The sequence below is a fragment of the Microbacterium sp. RD1 genome (genome assembly GCF_052220165.1).
Lineage (GTDB): Bacteria > Actinomycetota > Actinomycetes > Actinomycetales > Microbacteriaceae > Microbacterium.
Map to the genome: position 1 here is coordinate 103,738 of NZ_JBQPOL010000001.1, position 17,801 is coordinate 121,538.

At 68.2% G+C, this 17,801-nt stretch carries 17 protein-coding genes; 7 read left to right on the plus strand and 10 right to left on the minus strand.

The features are described 5' to 3' along the window. Positions 1-51 precede the first annotated feature (51 nt). The 4 genes from ACTU3I_RS00475 to ACTU3I_RS00490 form a co-directional block, all read right to left on the minus strand. Positions 52-819: an SDR family NAD(P)-dependent oxidoreductase gene (locus ACTU3I_RS00475; protein WP_442923633.1), complete on the minus strand. Its 768-nt coding sequence runs from the start codon at positions 817-819 to the stop codon at positions 52-54. Positions 820-896: 77 nt separating this feature from the next. Further along, positions 897-2,036 carry a sugar phosphate isomerase/epimerase family protein gene (locus tag ACTU3I_RS00480; protein WP_442923634.1) on the minus strand — a complete coding sequence of 380 codons (1,140 nt, stop codon included), beginning with the start codon at positions 2,034-2,036 and terminating at the stop codon, positions 897-899. Continuing rightward, positions 2,033-2,503, minus strand: coding sequence for a C-glycoside deglycosidase beta subunit domain-containing protein (locus tag ACTU3I_RS00485; protein ID WP_442923635.1), 471 nt, complete (start codon positions 2,501-2,503; stop codon positions 2,033-2,035). The genes ACTU3I_RS00480 and ACTU3I_RS00485 overlap by 4 nt, the downstream gene beginning before the upstream one ends. Further along, positions 2,503-4,179, minus strand: coding sequence for a GMC oxidoreductase (locus ACTU3I_RS00490; RefSeq protein WP_442923636.1), 1,677 nt, complete (start codon positions 4,177-4,179; stop codon positions 2,503-2,505). Before ACTU3I_RS00490 ends, ACTU3I_RS00485 begins: the two co-directional genes overlap by 1 nt. Positions 4,180-4,407: 228 nt before the next feature. Here ACTU3I_RS00490 and ACTU3I_RS00495 point away from each other — a divergent pair, with 228 nt between their 5' ends. Continuing rightward, a complete protein-coding gene (locus ACTU3I_RS00495; protein WP_442923637.1) occupies positions 4,408-4,866 on the plus strand; it encodes a C-glycoside deglycosidase beta subunit domain-containing protein in 459 nt (152 codons plus the stop codon). Next, entirely contained in the window at positions 4,859-5,848 is a 990-nt protein-coding gene (locus ACTU3I_RS00500) for a sugar phosphate isomerase/epimerase family protein (RefSeq protein WP_442923638.1), read from the plus strand. The genes ACTU3I_RS00495 and ACTU3I_RS00500 overlap by 8 nt, the downstream gene beginning before the upstream one ends. Here the strand turns inward: ACTU3I_RS00500 and ACTU3I_RS00505 are convergent. Further along, a complete protein-coding gene (locus ACTU3I_RS00505; protein WP_442925290.1) occupies positions 5,845-6,702 on the minus strand; it encodes an LLM class F420-dependent oxidoreductase in 858 nt (285 codons plus the stop codon). The genes ACTU3I_RS00500 and ACTU3I_RS00505 overlap by 4 nt on opposite strands. 10 nt (positions 6,703-6,712) lie before the next feature. Then, positions 6,713-8,734, minus strand: coding sequence for a GMC family oxidoreductase N-terminal domain-containing protein (locus ACTU3I_RS00510; RefSeq protein WP_442923639.1), 2,022 nt, complete (start codon positions 8,732-8,734; stop codon positions 6,713-6,715). Between the two features lie 72 nt (positions 8,735-8,806). On the opposite strand from ACTU3I_RS00510, the gene ACTU3I_RS00515 reads away from it, so the two are divergent. Genes ACTU3I_RS00515 through ACTU3I_RS00525 form a run of 3 tightly spaced genes read left to right on the plus strand, consistent with a single transcriptional unit; the run spans position 8,807 to position 12,167 of the window. Continuing rightward, complete coding sequence (locus tag ACTU3I_RS00515) at positions 8,807-10,426, plus strand: FAD-dependent monooxygenase (protein ID WP_442923640.1); 1,620 nt, start codon at positions 8,807-8,809, stop codon at positions 10,424-10,426. Beyond that, on the plus strand, positions 10,423-11,352 hold the full coding sequence (locus tag ACTU3I_RS00520; RefSeq protein ID WP_442923641.1) for a VOC family protein: 930 nt from the start codon (positions 10,423-10,425) through the stop codon (positions 11,350-11,352). Before ACTU3I_RS00515 ends, ACTU3I_RS00520 begins: the two co-directional genes overlap by 4 nt. Positions 11,353-11,357: 5 nt before the next feature. Then, positions 11,358-12,167, plus strand: a complete 810-nt coding sequence (locus tag ACTU3I_RS00525; protein ID WP_442923642.1) for a fumarylacetoacetate hydrolase family protein — start codon at positions 11,358-11,360, stop codon at positions 12,165-12,167. Positions 12,168-12,169: 2 nt separating this feature from the next. Here ACTU3I_RS00525 and ACTU3I_RS00530 read toward each other — a convergent pair whose 3' ends face one another. Beyond that, on the minus strand, positions 12,170-12,952 hold the full coding sequence (locus ACTU3I_RS00530) for an IclR family transcriptional regulator (RefSeq protein WP_442923643.1): 783 nt from the start codon (positions 12,950-12,952) through the stop codon (positions 12,170-12,172). Positions 12,953-13,073: 121 nt separating this feature from the next. Here ACTU3I_RS00530 and ACTU3I_RS00535 point away from each other — a divergent pair, with 121 nt between their 5' ends. Together ACTU3I_RS00535 and ACTU3I_RS00540 are read left to right on the plus strand one after the other, a co-directional pair. Then, positions 13,074-13,451 carry a C-glycoside deglycosidase beta subunit domain-containing protein gene (locus ACTU3I_RS00535; RefSeq protein WP_442923644.1) on the plus strand — a complete coding sequence of 126 codons (378 nt, stop codon included), beginning with the start codon at positions 13,074-13,076 and terminating at the stop codon, positions 13,449-13,451. Beyond that, entirely contained in the window at positions 13,448-14,419 is a 972-nt protein-coding gene (locus ACTU3I_RS00540) for a sugar phosphate isomerase/epimerase family protein (protein WP_442923645.1), read from the plus strand. The genes ACTU3I_RS00535 and ACTU3I_RS00540 overlap by 4 nt, the downstream gene beginning before the upstream one ends. An 8-nt stretch (positions 14,420-14,427) precedes the next feature. Here the strand turns inward: ACTU3I_RS00540 and ACTU3I_RS00545 are convergent, their stop codons facing one another. The 3 genes from ACTU3I_RS00545 to ACTU3I_RS00555 all read right to left on the minus strand — a co-directional run bounded on the left by ACTU3I_RS00545 (position 14,428) and on the right by ACTU3I_RS00555 (position 17,731). Then, complete coding sequence (locus tag ACTU3I_RS00545) at positions 14,428-15,291, minus strand: AraC family transcriptional regulator (RefSeq protein ID WP_442923646.1); 864 nt, start codon at positions 15,289-15,291, stop codon at positions 14,428-14,430. Next, positions 15,288-16,343 (minus strand): phytanoyl-CoA dioxygenase family protein, encoded by a 1,056-nt coding sequence (locus tag ACTU3I_RS00550; protein ID WP_442923647.1) that lies wholly within the window; start codon positions 16,341-16,343, stop codon positions 15,288-15,290. Before ACTU3I_RS00550 ends, ACTU3I_RS00545 begins: the two co-directional genes overlap by 4 nt. A gap of 188 nt (positions 16,344-16,531) precedes the next feature. After that, positions 16,532-17,731, minus strand: coding sequence for an acyl-CoA dehydrogenase family protein (locus ACTU3I_RS00555; protein ID WP_442923648.1), 1,200 nt, complete (start codon positions 17,729-17,731; stop codon positions 16,532-16,534). Positions 17,732-17,801: the final 70 nt, after the last annotated feature.

A 17,801-nucleotide genomic window follows, 5' to 3' on the forward strand; every position in this document is an offset into this window, starting at 1 on the left:
ACGGTGTCCTAACCGTCCGTCCTGATCGGAGGACGTCGGTCGAGGTGACGGTCAGGCGGCGTCGCCACCGTCGAGGGAGAACGTGTTTCCCGTCATGTAGGAGGCGTCCGGGGAAGCCAGCCACAGGACGGCGCGCGCGATCTCGTCGGACTCGGCCGGGCGGCCGAGCGGCACGCCTGCCGCGATCTTCTGGCGCACCGCCTCGCTGTTCGACTGGTACATGGGCGTGTTGACCGGGCCGGGGCACAGTGCGACAACCCGGATGCCCTGCGGCGCGTATTCGAGAGCGGCAGACCGCGACATGTGGACGACAGCGGCCTTTGCCATCGCGTAGGCCGCGGAGCGAGGGGCGGCGCGCAGCGCCATCGCCGAGGCGGCGTTGATGACCAGACCCGGGGCGCCCGCGGTGAGCATCGCGCCGATCTCCTCCGACATGCTGTGCCATACCCCGAGCAGGTTCACGTCGACGATCGAGCGCACGTGCTCTTCGGTCGTGTCGACGATCATCGTGCCGGCACCCGTGATGCCCGCGAAGTTGATGGCCACATCGAGAGAGCCGAGGGCCTCGACGGCGCCCTCCACCATGGCGCGGACGCTCTGACGGTCGCGCACGTCCACCTGGACAACGTGCGCGGCGCCTGTGCGGGACTCGGCCAGAGCCGCCGTTGCCGCAGCGGCTTCGCTGTTGACGTCGGCGACGACCACGTCGTAGCCCGCCTCGAGGAAGGCGAGAGCGGTCGCTCGCCCCATGCCGGAACCGCCGCCGGTAACCAAGGCTGTGCGTCCTGCTCCGTAGGAAGAGGCGTTGTCGGAACTCATCAGACTCCTTTGTGGTGATGCGTGATCTGCAGTAAGTGTTATGGCGGGTGGATCATTTGTCAAGATAGGTGTCCTGTTTAATGAGACACGGATGCATTCTCGATCAGCTCCGCGAGCATCGACTGGTGCCGGCGGACCTGCTCCACCTCGCTCTGGAGGTCGGCCACTCCTCGGTCCTGGAAGTACCGCTGGCCCTCGTACTCGGAGTCGATGTACCCGTCGAACCCGCCGGAGACGAGGGCGTCGATGACCAGGGGGTAGTCGATGGACGCCTCGTGGTAGTGACCGGGAGAACCGGGGACCTCCGACATGTTGTTGAACTTGCCGTGGATGTGCGTGACGTACGGTACGAGCTCCCGGAGCCGCGCCGCCGAGGTGTGGCTGAGGGTGAGAGCCTCGGCCACCATGACGTAATCGAGCTCCTGCGGATCGGCCACCCGTGCGTCCGTCCACTCCCGGACGCCACGGAACACGTCTGTCATCTCGTCGGTCGACTGACCGGTCCTGAGATAGCGGGCGAAGTCCGATCGCACGTTGCCGGCGGTCTGCCGGGTCATGTCGACGTGCGAGAACGGCGCCGTGCCATCCCGCAGAGCGAGAGCGAGCTCCACAGAGGCGTCCTGCGACTCCTGCTGCGCACCGCGCCGCCCGAACCAGGCGAGCTGCACCTCTGACGCACGAAACTGGAAGATGCCGAGGTCGGGGACGATCCCGACATGGCGGCTTCCGGTGCGCTCTGCGAGGTCGAGGATCTCGCTCACTGCCTGCCCCTCGAGCACCATGGGCTGATGGATCTCCTTGCCCAGCCGGATGTCGAGTTCCTCGGCGACGGGCAGAGCGAGCGCCATCACCTCGATCGGCGCCACCGAGAGAGTCCGCACGATCGAGAACCCGAGTCGGTGCGCCAGTCGGATGTCGCGGACGAGGCGCTCCGCGCATTCCTCGATGCTCATCACGTGGTCCCGGAACTGCAGCACGTCCATGCCGACGTCCATCGCCACCGGGCGCGTTCCGTAGGTCTCCATCCAGCCGAACCAGCGCCGTTCGAACTCGGGTCCGGGGTCCGGATACCGCAGCGACATCTCGTCCACGATCTCGATGCCGTCGGCGCCGTCGATGTGGAGTCCCACCTCGGCGATCTGGGCCTCGAGGTCGAGCTCCTTGAAGAACTGGCTCTGCTGGTAGCTGTAGAGCGACACACCACGTCGAATGCTCATCGCGCCTCCTCGATCTCCGTCAGCACCATGGGGTAGCTCATGATCTGGGGCGTCTTGTCCGACCCGGCGCCACTTCCGGGGACGGGCGGGTTCTTCACCCACTCTTCGTCCGTGGGCAAGTATCCGTATGCCGCAAGGACGGACTGCTGCAGCCGCACGGTGTGCGCCCCGCTTGCGAGACCCCCGGGGGCGGCGATGTGCAGCACGCCCTCGTCGTCGTAGTTCCAGTGCTCCCACACAGCCGTCTTGATCTCCTCGAATGAGCGCGGCTCCCGACCATTGATCTCGAACGTCTGAGAGGACACGGGATAGATCGTCCCGTCGACCTCCAGGAAGTAGCCGTTGTGGAGAGAGAGGAACACGCCCCGGTAGTTGGCGTTGCGCACTGCCAGCTGGAAACCCACGATCTCGCCCTCGCGCACGTCGTTGCGAAGACTGTCGCTGCGAATGAGGAAGTTGTCGAACATCAGATGCTCCCGGTCGAGTGCTCGCGCGCGATGAACTCGCACGCGCGCGCGGTCAGCGCCATGATCGTCAGGGTCGGCCCGACGGCACCGTTGGACACGTAGCTGCTGGCATCCGTGATGAAGAGGTTCGGGACGTCCCATGCCTGGTTGTGCTCGTTGAGGACGGAGGTTGCCGGGTCTGAGCCCATGCGAGCCCCTCCGCACTCGTGGATCGCCGCGCCCATGGCGAGGCTCTTCTTGAACGCGAGCACGAAGATCGCACGGCTGATCGGGTCGGCGTCCGGCCACACCTTCCTGGAGTCCAGGCCCAGCGACGAGCCGGCGAAGTTGACGGAGTAGCCGTTGGCCTCCGCCATCTCGCGCAGGCCGCTCACCTGGGCGCGCATGAGGGCCCGCTCGTTGTCCGTCACCGCGAGGCGGATGCGCGGAATGGGTACGCCCCACGCATCCTTGCGCCACGTGTGCAGGCTCACGCGGTTGTCGCGGTAGGCGAGCATCTCACCGAAGGCCATGAGACCGACAGTGCCCGGATGCCCATCCGGAACCGGAAGGCGCCCGACCGTGCCCTGCACGGCCCAGCCGCGCGCGAACCCCGGGTCGATGACCCCGTCGAGGTTGGAGAAGCGCGGAATGTAGACGCCGCCCGTGGGCGCGTAGTACGGGTCGGCCGGGGCCGGATCGATGGTCTCGAAGCCGGGGTGTGCGGGGTCGTCCCCGAACAGGAGGCTCGGGGTCTGGTCCATGAAGTAGCGCCCGACGAGTCCCGAGGAGTTCGCGAGACCGTCCGGGTGCCTTGATGAACCGGAGTTGAGCAGGAGCCGTACCGACTCGATGGTCGAGGCGCAGAGCATGACGACGTCGGCCCGCACCCGGTGCTCGGCGCGCGTGAGGCGGTCGACGTACACGGCACCGTCCGCGCGGCCCGTGGCGGGGTCGACCGTGATCCGGGTGACGACGGCATCGGTGCGCGTGGTCAGGCGGCCGGTGGCACGAGCGGCGACGATGCCGAGGGGCACACGGTGCAGATTGGGCGCGGCATAGCGCCACGGCACGACGCGGCGATCGGGCCAGCGCGCCTCGACCGTGTCGCGGAACTCCGTCTCAGCCGTGGTGAGCAGTGACGGCCCCCGGTACTTGCCGTCGGGGAGGTTGTCGATGTGCTCGCTCGTGCCATAGATTCCGAGGAACTCCTCGACCCGGTCGTAGTAGGGCTCGACATCCGCGTACGAGATCGGCCAGTCGTCACCATGGCCGTCGAGACTCGCCGCCTTGAAGTCGTGGTCCGAAGAGCGCAGCAGCATGCGGCCATAGGAGTGCAGTCGCCCACCGAGCTGGCGGCCCCGTATCCAGAGGAAGTCGCCGCCTTCGGTGGCGTAGGGCTGCTGCAGGTCATTGACGAGGAACGGGCTGCCCTCAGCCTTGAACATGGCTCGCCGGGACTGCACGGGCTGCCCGGCGAGCGCCGCTCGAAGCCGACCGCCGAGTCCGATGCTCATCGCCGCCGGGGCGGTTTCGGGCTGCGGGACGAAATCCGCCTCCGTGATATCGCGCCCGGCCTCCAGAAGCAGAACCTCCAGCCCGCGCTCGGTCAGCTCTTTGACAGCGATGCTGCCCGCCGCTCCGGATCCGATCACCAGGACATCGAATGTCCTCTTGTCTGGTTCCTGCTCCGTCATTGCTCTCCTTGCGCTGGATGCTGACCTCGGGCCACCCGTAGCGGGCCTACGCGTCGAGCGCATCATCCAGAAGAGCCGCGAGAGGATTCCCGTCTCTCACGGCTCGTCGTGCCATCCCCGGTCGGCGACACCGATCTGCACTGCTCGTTCCGTGATCGTTCTCTGTCGCCAACGGATCCTGTCCGGTTAAACGAGACAAACATATCGGAATATAGGACGATAGTCGACATGAAGATCCTGACAGCCCCTCCGCGCCAAGCCGACCGCGGGCGAGAATTCGTGGCCGCGCACCCCGTGGAGCCCGTGACTCGCAACGGGCGTCCCGCGTGCTACATCTCGGTGCGCCTGCCGAGCTACCGGTCGCTCCCGCTCTCGTGCCTCGAGAACATCGCGGTGCGGATCGACGGCGTCGACGTCGACCCGGGCGACATCGAACTCGTCCTCGACGGCGTTCCCCACCGCCTCGATGAGCTGCCGCGGGCTCCGCACCTGTGGTGGTTCATTCTCGACGCCGGCAGGCTCCGCGTCACGCTCGCGCGACCGCTGACCGCTGAGACGGTGCGCGTGGAGGCGCACCTCCAGACCGTGGAGCCCTACATCTCGAACGGGAGGTTCCACTTCACCTCGTCGTCCGATCGAGTGCTCGACGTCGCACCCGAGCGCGTGGAAGGAGTGCTCCATGGCTGAGCTGCGGCTCGGCGTGAGCCTGCACAGCTTCGCCCACGAATACTGCTCATACGTGTGGTCTCTCGAGGATTTGTTGGCCATGGCGGGGCAGCTCGGTGGAGGCGTCGAGATCGTCGGACCCTCCCACCAGCGCGGCTTCCCCTACGTCACCGACGAGTTCGAGGCGGTGTTCCGCAGTGCGGTGGACCGCCACGGTCTCACTCCTACCAGCTACGGCAGTTACGCGGACCCTTTCCTGTTGCCGCATCGGGACCTCACTCTCGACGAGCTGCTCGAGTACACGATCCCCCAGCTGCGCGGAGCGGCGAGACTCGGCTTCCCCGTCGTGCGGCTCCAGCACTACACCGCCTCGATCATCGACAGACTGCTGCCGGAGGCCGATGACCTCGACATCGTTCTCGGTTGGGAGCTGCACGTACCGATGACCCTCGCGTCCGACCGCACGCGCCGCTTGCTCGACCTGGTGGAGAAGTACGATACCCCGCGCCTGGGCATCATCCCTGATGCGGGCATCTTCGCCCGCTCGGTCTCGGTGGCACACGTCCGGCGCGCCCGCGAGCTGGGAGTCAGCGAGGACGTGATCCGTCGAGTCCTCGCCGCCTGGCGCGACGACCGCGACCTCGACGAGGCGCATCAGCTGCTCGGCAATCCGGGCCCCACGTCCCCGGTGACGACGTGGGCGGGTCTCGTCTGGGACACGTTCGGGCGCTCCGACCCTGCAGAGCTCGACGCGGTGATCCACCGCGTCGTCCACGTGCACGGCAAGTTCTTCGACATCGTCGACGGCGACGAACCCGACATCCGTTACCGTGATCTCGTCGCGGCGCTCGTACGCACGGACTACACCGGGTGGGTCTCGAGCGAGTACGAGGGCGCCGTCGGCATCGGCGAGGGCGGCGGAGCCCGGGCCCAGCGCGACTCCTTCGAGCTCGTCGCGGCGCACCATCGGATGATCCGGCGGTACGAGCGCGACGCGAGCTAGGCCGCGATCGCGCGCAGTTCCGGGAGCACCTCGCTGGCCAGGCGACCCACCAGATCGAGATCGTGGACGTCGAGGAGCTGCAGGTAGATGCGGTCCGGATGCGCCGACTCGACGATGCCGGCGAGGCGGTCCAGCACCGCGGGCAAGGGGTCTGCTCCCACATCGCCCACGGCGACGGAGTACCTCAGCGACCCGGGATCGCGCCCGATAGCGACGGCCGCGTCGCGCACTCGAGCGAACCTCTCGCGTGCCGTGGGCCCATCCGAGAACGAATTGAACTCGTCGGCGAAGCGCGCCGCGAGCTGGGGTGTGCGCACGGATCCACCGCCACCGACGATCACGGGGATGCGCTCTTGGAAGGGCTTGGGAAGAGCCGGCGCCTCCGACAAGCGGTAGTGATGCCCCTCGAACGAATATGCGGCACCCGGTGGAGTCGACCAGAGCCCCGTCACGATCTCGAGCTGCTCCTCGAGCAGGCCGAAGCGCCGGGCGGGGAAAGGGATGCCGTAGGCGAGGTGCTCCGCCTCGTTCCACCCTGCACCAAGGCCGAGTTCGACGCGCCCGCCCGACATCTCGTCGACTCCCGCGACCTGGATCGCGAGGATCCCCGGCTGCCGGTACGTCACCGACGACACGAGCGTGCCGAGCCGCAGTCGGGACGTCTCCCGGGCGAGTCCGGCGAGCACCGTCCACGCGTCCGACGGGCCCGGCAGGCCCGCCGCCCCGCCGAACGCCATGTAGTGGTCCGAGCGGAAGAACCCGTCGAGGCCGTGCAGCTCGGCGGCCCGAGCGAGGGCGAGCTGATCGCCGTAGGTCTGGCCCTGCTGCGGCTCGATGAGGACGCAGACCTCGATGCCCACGCTCTCAGCCCAACAGATCGGCGACGCGCAGGGCGTTGGCCATGATCGTGAGGCCCGGGTTGAACCCTCCGTTGGTCGGGTTGAGCGAGGCATCGGCCACGTAGACGTTGCGGGTGCCGAAGAGCAGGCCACGCGGATCGCACGCCCCGTTCGCCGGATCCTCCGCCAGCCGCGCTGTCCCCGCGGAGTGCTCGGCGCCCTGCGGCTCGTTGGCGAACCGCTGAGGCACGATGTCTTCACCGCCGGCTGACTCGAGCCACTCGACGCAGCGGGGCGCGAGGTAGTCGACCGCCTCGCGCGACGCGGCGTTGGCGGTTCCGGACACGCGGGCGACCGGCATGCCCCAGCGGTCCCTGACCTCCGGGTCGAGTCGCACGCGGGCCGACGCATCCGGAATCTCCTGCACCATCGCGCGCGTGCCGAGCAGCGGTCCGGATGATCGCATCCACTCCTTGTGCGCAAGACCCCAACCGAGGCCGGGAAGCTGCCGCCCGAACCGCGCACGCTGCAGGGGGTACATCGGAGCCGCGTCGAAGATGACGCCCCCGCCCCAGCCCTCGCCGTCGCGATGCACCCAGTCGACTGTCGCGACGGAGTGCCCGGGTCCACGGAAGGACTCGCGGGTCGGGCCCGAGAGGGCGATGGCGCCCGCGAGCCCGTGGTTGTGGTGGTTGCGGCCCACCCACTCGTTGCCGAGGCCGGAGGCGAGCAGCAGGCGAGCGGTCTCTATGGCGCCCGCGGCGACAACCACCGACCGAGCGCGAACGAGCCGCTGTTGGTGTCCCTCGGGGCTCTCGATGACCATGCGCACCCCGGTGGCGACCCCGCGCGCGCCCTGAACGATCTCGACGGCCTGGGTGGAGAGCAGGAGGTCGCAGTTGCCCGTGGCGAGCGCGGACGGAATGTAGGTGTTGTGCGTTCCGTTCTTGGCGTCCACAGGACACGCGTGCCCGATGCACTGCGCGCACCGCACGCACGCGGCCCGACCGTTGCGCGGCACCGAGTTGATGGCGAACGGGATAGGCGAGGTCGACCAGCCCAGCGCTCGCGCGGCGCCTCCGAAGCGGCGGCGCACGTCATCCTCCGGCATGGCCGGCATCGGGAACGGCCGCGACCGCGGAGTCCGTTGCGCCATCGGACTCGTCGCGTCGCCAGACACGCCGAGAGCGCGTTCGACCCGGTCGTAGTAGGGCGCGAGCTCCTCGTAACCGAACGGCCAGTCGGCGAGAGTGCTGCCGTTCGGCACGCCATAGGTGCTCGCCATCCGGAAGTCCTCCTCGTAGAACCGCCAGCTCATCCCCTGCCAGAGCCGCGTTCCGCCACCCAGGGTCATCGCATTGAGGCCGTAGGCACCCCCATCGCCCTCTCCCGGTAGGAGCCGCGTCGATCCGTCGGCATTCTCGAAGACCCGCGGGCTTCCCCTGCCGGCGCCGGCTGTGACGTCGAGCACCTGCATGCGCTTTCCGCGTAGGTGATCCCCTCGGAGCTCGGCGGTCGTCATGGGTCGCGACCTGTCGATCAACAGCACGCGATCTCCCCGCGATGCCCGCTCCGACGCGACGACTCCGCCGCCGGCGCCCGCGCCGATCACGATGACGTCGTACTCGTCTGCGACCTCCCGCGGCGAGAGTCCGGTCGGCGCCGAGATGCCCTCAGCGGTGGGACCCGGGTCGAACCCGACCATCGCCCAGCCCTCGGGCGAAGCCGAACCCGCATAGAAGCCCCGGTCGGCCGCACCGACCGCGTCTTCCAGGTCGGCGCGAAGGCCGGGGTCGTCAGCCGCGACGCCGAACACGGTCGTGCGGTCTGGCATCGGGAGTTCAGCGAAAGCCTTGCCGTGGCGCTGCACCGCAATCGCATCGAGCGCACCGCCGAGGCGGTCGAACGACCGGGCGGGCCAGGCGTTCGGCGGCAGATCGCCGCTGGCGAGCAGAGCTGAAACGCCGCCGTCCCAGCCCCCGCGCCAGTCGTCCGCGGGTATCAGGGTGTCGATGATCGCGCGCGCCCGTGCGTCGAGGTCTTTCACGACGGCGTCCCTTCCATTTGCAGAATTCCTATTTAACACTATAGTTGTCTCGATTTACCGGACAGGAGAATAATGACGTACCAAGGTCGCGAGGTCGCGGTCGTGGGTGGTGGGCCAGTGGGTGCCACCGCTGCGCTGCTCCTCGCCGTGCGCGGCCTTCGGGTCCACGTCATTGAGGCGAGCTGGGGTCCGAGCGACGAGCCCAAGGCGATCAGCATCGACGACGAGTCGTTGCGCACATACGCACAGGCCGGAGTCCTGGCCGAGGTGCTGGGGATCATCGTGCCCGGGCTGGGCACCCGGTACTACGGTGCCGACGGCAGGCCGGTGTTCACCGCGAGCGCGGCGGTCCCGGGGGCGCTCGGCTACCCGTTCAAGAATCCTTTCGCCCAGCCCGATCTCGAGCACGTGCTGCACGGCGCGATGGTCATGCAACCATCCATTCAGGTGAGCTATCGCACGCGCATGGTCGACCTGAGCCAGGATGCAGACGGGGTGGAGATCACCGTCGAGAGCTTCGGCCGCCGCAGTGTGATGCACGCCGACTACCTGCTGGGCGCCGACGGCGGCCGGTCCGACACCCGGGCCCTGGCCGGCATCGGGATGACAGGTCGCTCGCACCCCGAGGTCTGGGCTGTCATCGACACGCTCAACGACTCGCACCGCGAGCGCTTCGGCATGCATTTCGGCACACCGGACCGCCCGCACGTCATCGTGCCCGGCCTAGACGGTCGCTGCCGGTACGAGTTCCGCCTGTTCCCGGGTGAGGGCGACGCCGGCGAGGTCCCCGATGCCGCCCTCATCCAGCGCCTGCTCGCGCCCTACCGCACCGTTGGCAGGGACGACGTCGAGCGCGCGATCAACTACCGGTTCCACGGCCTCAACGCCGACGACTACCGGCGCGGTCGCGTCTTCCTCCTCGGCGATGCCGCCCACATGATGCCGCCGTTCGCGGGTCAAGGCCTCAATTCAGGCATCCGGGACGCCGCCAACCTGGCCTGGAAGCTGGCCGAGGTCATGCATGGTCGCCTTGACGAGTCTGTGCTCGACACGTATCAGGCCGAGCGTCGGCCGCACGCCGCCGCCGTCATCGATCTGTCCGAGAGACTCGGTCGCATCGTGATGACGCCGTCGGAGCGCGTCGCGGACTTCCGCGACCGCGTCATCAAAGCCCGTCTGGGCTCCGCGGAGGGTCGCGACTACTTCGAACACATGCGCTACCGGCCGCTCAGCCAGTTCCAGAGCGCGCTCGTGGTTCCCGGGACCGGGGCGGGCGTCATGATCCGCCAGCCCCGGATCTTCGACATGACCCGCGCCTCGATGGTCGGACTCGACGAGGTGCTCGGCAACGGCTGGGCTATCGTCGGCGTCGACGTCACGGAGGAGGATTGGGGCACGGTCTCCGGCGTCAGGGCCGCCCTGGACGCCGTCGAGCTGCACCTGTCCATCTCCGGCGGGATCCCCTCGCGCACCCACGCCCAGCGAGTGATCGTCGATTACGACGGCTCCGCCGAGCGCGACTTCGGCGCCTTGGGGGGCCACTTCGTGCTCATCCGCCCGGACCGCGTCGCCGCCGCAGCCTGGCTGCCTGCCGACGGCGAGTCCATCCAGAAGGCGGTAGCCGCCTGGCTGCCGGCGTCCCGCACCGGATCGGCAGACAGCCGCACCACAACAGAGAGGTACGTGCCATGAGCCGACCCACGCGCACCGTCATCCCCGAGGGGCTCGCCGCCGGGAGCCTTCGGAGGACCTCCGTCTCCCACATCGCCTTCCGTGTCCCCGATCCGGCGGCGACGGCGGATTTCTACGAGCGCGTGCTCGGCCTGCAGATCGCGACGACCCTCCCGGACGGTACTATCCGGCTGGGCTGGGGCTCCGGACACCACGTACTCGATCTGGCGGCCGGCGACAAAGGGCTCCTGCACTACGCGTTCGAGGTCAGGGACGCGGGGGGCCTGAACGGGATCCGCGAGCGCCTCGACGCGGCGGGCATTTCTCACGAGAAGCTCGACCCGGGCTTCGTCGATGACGCCGTCGGCGCCGCGGACGGCATCAGCGTGATCGACCCGGACGGCACCGAGGTGCAGTTCCACTCGCCCGTCCGTCGCGCCGGAGAGCACGCTGCCGACACGGGACGCCGCCCGATCAAGTTCCAGCACACGACTATAGGCACCGCCGACGTTCGGCGTTTCGCCGAGTTCTTCGTCGGCATAGTGGGATTCCGCATCTCCGACCAGTTGCAGAACGGCCACTTCTGCTGGATGCGCAGCGACCGCGATCACCACACCCTCGCGGTCGTCGACGTCGGTCGGGGTGGTGACATCGACCACTATTCGTACGACCTCGCCGAGTGGGAGGACTTCAAGTCGTGGTGCGACCGCCTCACCGACCTCGAGGTCCCCGTGCAGTGGGGCCCGGGCAGGCACGGGCCGGGCAACAACCTCTTCGTGTTCTTCGACGACCCCGCGGGCAACCACGTGGAACTCTCCGCCGAGATGGAGAAGTTCCACGATGACCGGGTCGAGTACGTGCCGCGCCAATGGGAGCCACGCCCGGAGACCGTCAACCTGTGGGGCGGCCAGACGCCGAAGTGGCGAAAGGTCGGGGCCGCCGAATGAGGTACGTGAGCGCGGTCGTAGACGGTCGCCCCGTCGCGGCGGAGTTGCGCGACGGCCAGGTGATTCCCCTCGTGGGCATCACCGAGGTCGGGCCGGAGACGCCCACCGACGTGCTCGCGACGGCGCAGCGCGACGTGCAGCGTGCGGTTCGCCTCGAGGATGCGCGGCTCCGGCCCCTCGTTCCGGCGCCGCGCCGCATTCTCTGCGTCGGCCTCAACTACGCCTCGCACGTCGAGGAGACGAAGCGGGGCGACTCGGACTACCCGGTACTCTTCCCCAAGTTCGCCTCGGCACTCCTCCCGCCCGACGGGGTCATCGAGCTGCCGGCGGAGTCGCACCAGATCGATTACGAGGGTGAGCTCGCCGTGATCATCGGCCGCGCGGGGCGACGGATCTCCGAGGCCGGCGCGCTCGGACACATCCTCGGTGTCGCAGCCGCCAATGACGTGACCATGCGCGACTTCCAGTACAAGACCCACCAGTGGGTGCAGGGCAAGGCGTGGGATGCGTCCACCCCGCTCGGGCCCGCGATCGTCACTCTCGACGAGGTCGACCTCGACTCCGCGGGCATCCGCACCATCCTGAACGGGATCGAGGTGCAGAACTCCGACCTCGGGAAGCTGATCTTCTCGATCCCGCGCCTCATCGCCGTGATCTCGACATTCACCGCGCTCGAGCCGGGTGACATCATCCTCACCGGCACGCCCGGCGGGGTCGGGTTCCGCCGTGACCCGCAGGTGTTCTTGCACAACGGGGACCAGGTCGAGGTCGAGATCGAGGGGGTCGGCCGTATCTCGAACCTCGCAGTCGGGTGAGCTCAACGGTCGAGCAGCGCCGCCTCATTGCTCAAGTCGCGCGCGGCGGCCGCAACCGACTTCACGATTCCGGGGATGTTCTCCGCCGGGACCAGCGAGCGGATGAGCACGATGCTGAGGGCGGCGACGACGACGCCGGCGCCGTTGAAGATCGGCGCCGCGATTCCCATGGCGGTCAGGTCGACCTCGCCGTCGGTCACCGCCACGCCTTCGCGCCGGATCTCGGCGAGACGGCTCACTATCGCGTCGGGGTCAGTGAGGGTCTTCGCGGTGAACTTGGTCAGGGAGGCCCCCGCGACGAGACGGCGCACCTCCTCCTCCGGCAGCCACGCGAACAGGACCAGAGCCGAAGCCCCGGCGTTCAGGTTCAGCACGCTGCCGCGCTCGTACGACAGGCGCACGTACTGGGTGCGGGACTCCTCGCGTTCGAGGCAGATCACCGCAGGACCCATCTGCTTCGTGAGCAGCACGGTCTGCTGGTGCAGGTCGGCGAGCTGCTTCATGCGCGGCACGGCGAGGTCGGCGAGCTTGAGCCCGCCGCGCGCAATGCGCGAGAGCTCGAGGATCTTCAGGCCGAGCCGGAAGGTGCCGCGGCCGGTATCGACGAGGAACTGCGACTGAACGAGGGTCTGCAGGTACCGATAGGCCGTCGAGCGGGCGACGGCGAGCATCTCGGCCACTTCCACGGCGCTGACTTCCGGCCGCTCGTCACCGAACATCTGGAGGATGTTGAGCGCACGGTCAGCCGTGCTGTTCTTCTCGCGGTATCCACTCGAGCTGGCCATCCCGTTATTCAAGCAGAATGTCCTGCTTTACGAACGGCGCGGACGGGATAATCAGTACAAATGACCTATTTAACAAGAACGAAGGGCGTGCGCTGTGTGGGCTGAGCACATCGTCTCGAGAATGAATCTGCGGCGAGCGACGCGCGATCCGCGATCGATCTCGCTGGATATCCGCCTGAACTGGTCGCGCTCGGTGCCCATGTCCTGCGTCGAAGAGGTCAATCTCCTCGTCGATGGCAAGCCGGTCGACCCCTCCTCGCTCACGCTCGCCCAGGGAGGGGAAGAGCACTCGCTCTCGGAGTGGGCGCCGCACGACGACGTCTGGTGGCCTGTTCTGGACCCCGCGGTGGTGACCGCGACGACTGCTCACCGGCTGGAAGCCGGCGAGCACCGCATCGAGCTCGAGCTGAGAGTGCGGGTGCCAGCGTTCCCCCCTGGCCCCGACGGAGTCTGGCCGACGCGTTTCAACCGCGCAACGGTGACGGCGGTACTTCGATGAGCGCGGTGCGACTGGGGGCGACGATCTTCAGCTTCACCCGCGAGTATCTCTCCCGAGAGTGGTCTCTCGAGGACTGCGCGCGCGCTGTCGCCTCCCTCGGCGAGGGTCAGTATCTCGAGATCCTCGACTCGCAGCACATCAGCTCCTATCCCGTGCTCACCCCCGAAGCAGAGGATGGGTTCCGTAGCGCGATCGACGCTTCCGGGGTCGGACTCTCGGTGTACGGCCATGAGGTCGAGTACGGCTGGGTCGCGGGCCATCCGTTCGACGATGACCGCATCGTGGAGCTTGTCGTCCAGTCGATGGAGATCGCATCGCGGCTGGGGTTCCCGATGTTCCGGGCGAACATGCCCACGCCCGCCCTCCTGGAGCGGTTGCTGCCGCACGCCGACCGGCTCGACCTCGACCTCGTGATCGAGCTGCATTCGCACACGATCGAGTCGCCCGACATCCAGGAGCTCGTCGGGGCATTCGAAAGGTGGGACTCCCCGCGTGTCGGGCTCCTGCAAGATCTCGGCTCGTTCACCGAGCGCGTGCCCGCGGCCTTCCTCGAGTACAAGGCGAAGACCGGGGTGCCTGCGGACCTCCTCGAGATCCTCGCCGCCGGCTACAACGGCGGACGGGAGAAGGCGGACGTCCTCGATGAGATTCGTGCCAGAGGCGGAGACGCCCTTGCCGTGGAGACGGCCAACGAGTGCTTCGCGATGTTCGTGCGGACCAGTCCCCGCACCATCCGCGGCCTCGGACGCCACCTTCGACACGTGCACACCAAGTTCTACGAGATGATCGACGGGGACGAGCCGTGCATCCCCTACCCGCAGATCATGCGAGAGATACGCGATCTGGGATTCTCCGGGGTGTTCTCCACGGAGTGGACGGGGTTCAACTTCATCGACGAACCCGTGGCTCTCGACCAGATCCGGGCTCAGCAGGCGATGGTCGCGCGGTTGTGGGGCGCCGACGCCTGACCGTCGGGCTATGGGCGCGGTCGCGACCGGAATTCGCTCGGACTCACCCCGTGCGTGCGTTTGAACTGTCGTGAAAAGTAATACGGATCGTCGTACCCGACGGCACGGGCGATCTGGCTCACCTGGTCTGCCGAGCCGTCGAGGAGCCGGCGCGCACGCGCCATCCGAAGGCTCGTCTGGTACGCGATCACGCCGCCACCGGTCTGCTCGCGGAGCCCCGCCTGGAGGCGGGCGACGGACAGACCCGAAGCCGCGGCGGTAGCGGCAACGGTGATGCGCCGGTTCCAGTGCGCGGTGATCCACTCGATGGCGATGTCGACCGGCTCCGGCCGGCCCGGTCTCAGTCGGTCCGCGGCCAGCGCGGCCAGCGCCCGCCACGCTCGACCCGAGGCCTCGCGCGATCGCCCGCGAGGGTCATCCGACTCGAGAGATCCGATCAGCCTCTCTAACGCATCGACGAAGGCGACGAAGTCGCGGGGCACGAGCACCGGATTCGTCACACTGGCACCGGAGGCGCTCATCAAGTCGTCGAGGTCGATCCCCGTCAGATCCATCCAGGAGATCCGCCAGGGCAGCGCGGCGGTACCGTACGCATGAGCTTCGGCCGGCGGGAGCATGAAGACGCTACCGGGACCGAGGCGATGAGTGGTGCCGGACAGGCGGACCCATCCGCTGCCGCCCAGCGTGGCGCACACGATGACGAACCCTGCGCCGGAGGGACGGTCGACCTCCCGGGGAGCATCGAACCGCTCGGTGCCCGCGGCGAGGACGGTGAGATGACGCCCGATCGGATCCGTTGCACTCTCGGCGATCGATTCCGGAGGCGCGACGGCGATGCGCGCGCGTGCGCTGCCGCCGTCGAACTCGTTCACCCCTTGCTCGGCCTCCTGTACTCCGCATCGATCGCGGCAGCGACTCGCTCGCGCTCGGTCTCATCCTCGATGAGCGACAGGAAGATGTCGAAGTCCCCACTCGGATCTTCGCTCGTGTTTCCCTCGCGCTGTGCGAGCACGGCTTCGAGCGCGGTCTTCACGCGAGCCCGCTCGACCGGGTCTGTGAGGAACTGGAATCCATTGAGCAGCACCTCCTGTGACTCATCGTGCTCCCATCGCCAGTCGATCGGCTCCGACACGCGCTGGTAGCGGATATCCGTGGATAGCCGCATGACGCCGTCCACCGCGACGTTGTCCAGAGCGGCGTGCACGATGTGCGCGGAGTGGACGACGACATCCCCCGCGGCGTAGTCGGTGATCAGCCATCGCTCGTCATGACGGTCGGCGAGCCCAGGGAGATCCGCCGTGATCGAGGCGACCGGAGTGGGCAGCGTGCCATTGCGCTCCTCCTCGAGCACCCTGTGGTGGCTGCGCTCGAGGTAGGTGAGCCCGCCGCGCTCGATGGGGCAGTCCCCCAGCGGGATCCACATCGACAGCACTCGGTCCGTCCCCTCACGGAGGTAGACGAGGTCGTAGTGCGCCTGCGTCGCCGTCCCGATCCCACCCTCACCGGGCTGCGTGTGGCGGAGGATGCGGCGCTTGTGCAGCGCCACATCCTCCCCCAGGAACCAGCGGAACCACTCCCTGACGCGGGGCCCTTGCACCAGGGCCTCGTACTCGGGGCTGGGGATGATCCGGTCGTACAGCGCACGGCGCAGGGCGGCACGGTCGATCTCGGCGCCACCTGCCAGCCCGAGACCCGGGTCCGCATCGGGGTCCACGACACCCGTGTCGCGGAGTTCGGCGAAATAGAAGCGGCGGAACTCCGCGATCATCTGCGGGTCCAGGAAGCCCGTGAGGAAGAGGTACCCGTCCCGGCGCAGGCGACGCCACAGAGCCTCCCGGTCGTCGCGCTCTTCGGCCGGGACGGGCTCGAGCTGGCCCAGGCGGGATGGAGATTCGTCGAGGACGTAGCCGTTCGAGGTGTACATACGTCATACCTACCCGCGCCCGCGGCGGCGCTCCATGGAGACGCGTATCAAGCTGATGGACGATCGTGCCTCAGCGCTCGCGCGTGCGGTCACAACTCGGCGCCTATCTACCCCCTATGTCTTGTCCGCGTCGCCTCGGATGGCCGCGCTGACGCCCCTTCAGGCCGGAGACCAGCCGTGTGCCGCTGTCAGGCGACGAACGCGGCGTGGCCGGTGAGCGCACGGGCCAGAATGAGTGAGTTCATCTCGTGGGTGCCCTCGAAGCTGTATATCGCCTCGGCATCGCCGAAGTAGCGGGCGATACCCGCGTCGAGCTGCACGCCGTTGCCGCCGGCGACCTCCCGGCACAGCGCGACCGACTGGCGCAGGCGGCTCGCCGCGAAGGTCTTCGCGAGCGACGAGTGGTGCTCGGCAAGCGCACCGTCATCGCTCAGGCGGCTGGCCGCGATGTTGACGGCGAGCGTGGCCGTGATGTTCGTCGCGACATCGGCCAGTTTCTGCTGCACGAGCTGGAACGCCGCGATCGGCCGCCCGAACTGCCGGCGGCCCTGTGCGTAGGCGAGCGCCGCCTCGAACGCACCCATCGAGACGCCCGCCGAGTGCCACGCCGACTCGAGGCGCGTGTGCCGCAGCACGCGCGCCACATCGCGAAACCCCTCTGCCCGCTTCAAGCGATCGCGCTCAGGCACCACCACATCGGTCAGCACGATGTCGGCGTTCTCGACCGCGCGCATCGAGATCTTCCGCTCGATCTTCGTGGCGGTGAATCCGGGCGCCGGGGTGCGTACGAGAAAGCCCTTGACTCTGTCGTCGGCGACGTCGCGCGCCCAGATCACGACCACGTCGGCGAATGTCGCGTTGCCAATCCAGCGCTTCGCCCCGTTCAGCACCCACTCGTCGCCCCGGAGTTCCGCGGTTGTCGCGAGGCCCCGGGCCGTGTCGGAGCCGTGCTCGGGCTCGGTCAGCCCGAACGCCGCGATCAGTTCCCCCGCAGCCAGCGGCGGGAGCCACTCCGCGCGCTGCTCGTCCGATCCATTGAGGGAGATCGATCCCATCCCCAACCCGACGTGGACGCCCACGAGCACCGCCGTTGACGGATCGCAGCGGGCCAGCTCGAGACCGATCCAGTTGCGAAACGCCGAGCTGCTCGCGAACGGGCGAGTCTCGTCGAACCCGTAGGAGAAGATGCCGAGCTGGCCCAACTGCTTGAGCAGATGGCGCGGGCTCTCGGCGCGATCCCACCAGTCGTCGGCGTACGGTCGCACGTGCTCGTCGAGAAACTCCCGCAGCTCGACGAGTGCGCACTGCTCCTCTTCGGTGAGTTGGCTCTGGAAGGCGAAGAGATCGGCCGTCAGGGCGTCGGCGGTGTCGCGTGACAAGGTCGTCATGGTGATTCGTCCGTCCAGGTCGGGAGCACGGTGGGTGCGTCGGGCGCGCAGGCTGGTCTGATTCCGCCGT